Source organism: Serratia sp. 506_PEND (genome assembly GCF_001076875.1).
In the GTDB taxonomy this organism is placed as follows: domain Bacteria; phylum Pseudomonadota; class Gammaproteobacteria; order Enterobacterales; family Enterobacteriaceae; genus Serratia; species Serratia marcescens.
Map to the genome: position 1 here is coordinate 1 of NZ_JVEL01000359.1, position 3,376 is coordinate 3,376.

Consider the following 3,376-nt stretch of genomic DNA (forward strand, 5'->3'; position numbering starts at 1 on the left):
GTAAGCACGTGGTGAACTCACCTTGCGTTGCAAGGTGAGTTTGTGTTTTGGATTTTCAGAGGACTAACGGAAGGTATTGCCGGCGTACGGCAGCAGCTCATTCAACCGCCGGTTCGGCCACGACGGCAACCGCGTCAGTACATCACGCAACCAGGCATACGGCTCCAAACCGTTCAGCTTTGCCGTCTCCAGCAGACTCAGGATATTCGCCATTCGCTGACCCGCTCGCAGACTGCCTGCGAAGAGCCAGTTCTTGCGCCCAACCGCCACCGGACGTATCACGTTCTCCGCCCGGTTGTTGTCTATCGGTACCCGACCATCCTCCAGATAGACCAGTAACGCCGCCCATCGCTTCAACGTATAGTCGATGGCCTTGCGTATCCCCGAGTTTGGTGCCGTCTTCTGCTGCTTCACCTGTAACCAGCTTTCGAACGCCTTCAACCGCGGTTTGGCATAACGGTGTCGCCATCGTCGTCGTTGTTCTGCCGGGCGCTGCTTTATCCGTCGCTCCAGGTTGTACAGCTCGCGGATAGTGGCCAGGGCGATTTCTGCCACCGGACTGCCGTTCGCCTTGTGCTGGTCGAAGAACTTCCGACGCACATGCGCCCAGCAGCCGGCTTCCTTCACGCTACCTTCGTCGAACAGCGCCCGGTAACCGGCATAGCCGTCCACGACCAACGTACCCTGCCAGCTATCCAGCATCGCGCTGGCATAGGTGCCACTGCGGCCCGGCTGGCAGTCATACAGCACCACCGCCCTGTCTGCCCCGGCGGCGCTGACGTAGGCCCACAGATACCCCTTCTGGCTGTGACCTTTTTCGGGATTGAGCAACAGTAACGGTGTCTCATCCGCCTGCAGTACCGCTTGCTGCAGCAGGTCCTGCCGCAGGGCGTCGGCCAGTGGCTTCAGTGCCGCCCCCACCGCACCGAACCAACCAGCCAGCGTGCTGCAGGGAATATCGATACCGTGACGCAGGTAGATTTTCTGCTGACGGTATAGCGGCAGATGGTCACTGCATTTGGCTACGGTGACCTGGGCCAACAACCCCGGACCGGGCTGGCCTTTTTCGATAAGCTGAGGCGGTAAGGGAACGGTATGGACGGTTTCACAGCAGGGACAGCTGTAGTGCGGGCGCACCGTGCGATGCACCACCACCCGAGCCGGAATGTACTCCAGCCGTTCGCTCACCTCATCACGCAGGGGGCGCAGGGCGTGCCCGCAGTCGGGGCAGTCATGACTGCTCAGGTCAAGACGGACCGTTTCACGGGATAACTCTGGCGGCAATGGCTGGCGTTTGGGCGGTGTGCCAGGGAGCGCCTTGCCTGCCGGTAACACCGCCGCCAACTGCTGTTCCAGGTCGGCGGTGTCGGCATCGACATCCTCTTCCGCCAGGCTCCGCTGTTCGCCCTGGAAGGCTTCACTCTTGCGGCCGAAGCGCCAGCGACGGCCGGCCTTCAGCGCGTCTTCCAGGGCCTGGATGTAGTGAGCCTGAGCTTCGAGCAGGGCCAGAGCCCGGACACGTAACTCATGGGGATCTTGTGTGGTAAACAGCGCGTCGATATCCATATCAGCAGCTTGACATAACGGACGGTGATAATCACGTCATATCATGACGTTAACGTTTAACGTCTCAGGTTTCCCAGCCCGGCAGGTCAAGCCCCTCAACCTGTTGCCAGTCTACCCCCTTGGTCAGCCAGGCGAACTGCTCTGCCGTCAGCGGCCAGGCGGTATCCCCGGGGCGGGGCCAGGTGAAGTGGCCCTGATGCAACCGGCGGGTGCACAGCCAGACGCCGTGCTTGTCCCACTGCAACACTTTGATGCGTGAGCGTGCCTTGTTGCAGAAAACCACCGCGGTTCCCGGCGGTAAGGGCGAGGGCAAGTGTTCATCGGCCAGCCGGGTCAGGGTATCAATACCCCGGCGCATATCGGTCGGCTCACGGGCCAGCCAGATGGCATGAGGCATTAGCATAGGTTGAGCTCCGCCATGATGGCCGGCAACTGGCTGGGCTGGCAGGTGATGGAGCACCGTTTTAAATTCAGGGTAATGGCGGGCATATGCGGGTCTATGTTGGGGAGGGATAGCGGTGCCTCTTCAGGGGCAACAGTCACCGGAATAAAAGGGGGTTCAGCGGCCGGTGACGTTGGGATTTTGGTCCACTTGCCGACCCAGTTGCAAAAGGTTTTGACATTGAGATGGTGTTGCAGGCTGTACTGAGTGCGGGACAGGCCGCTGAATTGCCAGTCGGCGACATGTTGCTGCTGTTGTTGGAGGGTATGGCGAGATTTTGGCATGGGGGAACCTGCGTAGTGAACATGAGGTTCAAGCGTGCCGAGTCGCACAAGGATTAACAATGTGAGTTCACCGCGTGCTTACAATTGAGATAATGATCGCCACAGTTATTGGTTTCGCATACTGACCCCTGCAGCCAGGTTTCCCCTGCGATAGTGATGGGTTCAAGCGGACTTTCCGGGCCGGCCAGTGTGGCGTTTTCACCTAACAGCCCCGCGAGCCCGGCCTCTTTCAGACTTGCCGTCATATCCTTTTTGTAAAGGGGATCGGATTTATAGAGGTCTGTCGGATAAGGGCAGGTGCCGTTGAAGCCGTTTTCAGTGCCGGCTGGCTGACAGCGCATGGCCTGGACGGCTGTTTTAAGTGGAGCTGCGGCATAACCTTTGCTTGCCAGCATGACGAAGAAAAGTGTCAACCATCCCCATTTCGCGATGCCGGAGGCATATCGTATTTTCATCTTTTGTTCCTTAAATAAAAGGGCCAGAAGTGGCCCTGTTCTCGGTATCCGTTATTTGCACCGTTGTTAACCGTTACATCAGTTGTTTGCCAACGGCTATCAGTCCGGCCAGCCAGCCGATACACTGCGGTCCCACAAGCCAGAACAGACGGGCTTTGAGTAATCCGGTCATGCCTTCGCGTGTGTAAATGGCATCGGGCATCAGCCACTGGCGCAGGAAAGCGCCGATGGTCATACCGGCTCCGGGCCCCAGGGTCATCCAGAACAGGTACCCCATCCCCTGACCAAAGCTACGAATTTCGCCGGTAGCGCTGATAACGTTAAACAGCACCACAACCAGTGCGATGCCAAAAGCAATACTGAAATACTTAATGACGAGCGCCATTAGCGGGCTCCTTTTGTTGGTGAATATTCCATACCGGTATCGTTGTGTGCACCCGGCCTTTATTACTTACGGCACTGCTGCGCCGCGCTGAGCATGTTGTTCATAAAGTCCGGCGGGATATAGCCGTACTGCTGGTTCATTTTGAGCAGCTCTCCGTGGGGGTATTTCGTCTGCAGGATGTCGTAAATGCAGCCGCAAAGGGCGGTCGTTCCACCACCGGATTTACAGCCCCGGATAAACTCGC

The 3,376-nt window shown here is 58.3% G+C and carries 5 protein-coding genes and 1 pseudogene; all 6 read right to left on the minus strand.

Annotated features, from left to right (window positions below; translation table 11 throughout):
- Positions 1–63 precede the first annotated feature (63 nt).
- Entirely contained in the window at positions 64–1,566 is a 1,503-nt protein-coding gene (gene tnpC / locus ADK28_RS11550; RefSeq protein ID WP_048795398.1) for an IS66 family transposase, read from the minus strand.
- A gap of 64 nt (positions 1,567–1,630) precedes the next feature.
- A complete protein-coding gene (gene tnpB / locus ADK28_RS11555) occupies positions 1,631–1,969 on the minus strand; it encodes an IS66 family insertion sequence element accessory protein TnpB (protein ID WP_048795397.1) in 339 nt (112 codons plus the stop codon).
- Positions 1,963–2,292 (minus strand): IS66 family insertion sequence element accessory protein TnpA, encoded by a 330-nt coding sequence (tnpA, locus tag ADK28_RS31535; protein ID WP_049191698.1) that lies wholly within the window; start codon positions 2,290–2,292, stop codon positions 1,963–1,965. Before tnpA ends, tnpB begins: the two co-directional genes overlap by 7 nt.
- 53 nt (positions 2,293–2,345) lie before the next feature.
- Complete coding sequence (locus ADK28_RS11560) at positions 2,346–2,747, minus strand: hypothetical protein (protein ID WP_053091636.1); 402 nt, start codon at positions 2,745–2,747, stop codon at positions 2,346–2,348.
- Positions 2,748–2,820: 73 nt separating this feature from the next.
- Complete coding sequence (locus tag ADK28_RS11565; protein WP_048795711.1) at positions 2,821–3,132, minus strand: hypothetical protein; 312 nt, start codon at positions 3,130–3,132, stop codon at positions 2,821–2,823.
- A gap of 62 nt (positions 3,133–3,194) precedes the next feature.
- Positions 3,195–3,376: pseudogene (locus ADK28_RS11570) on the minus strand (hypothetical protein); the annotation flags it as partial.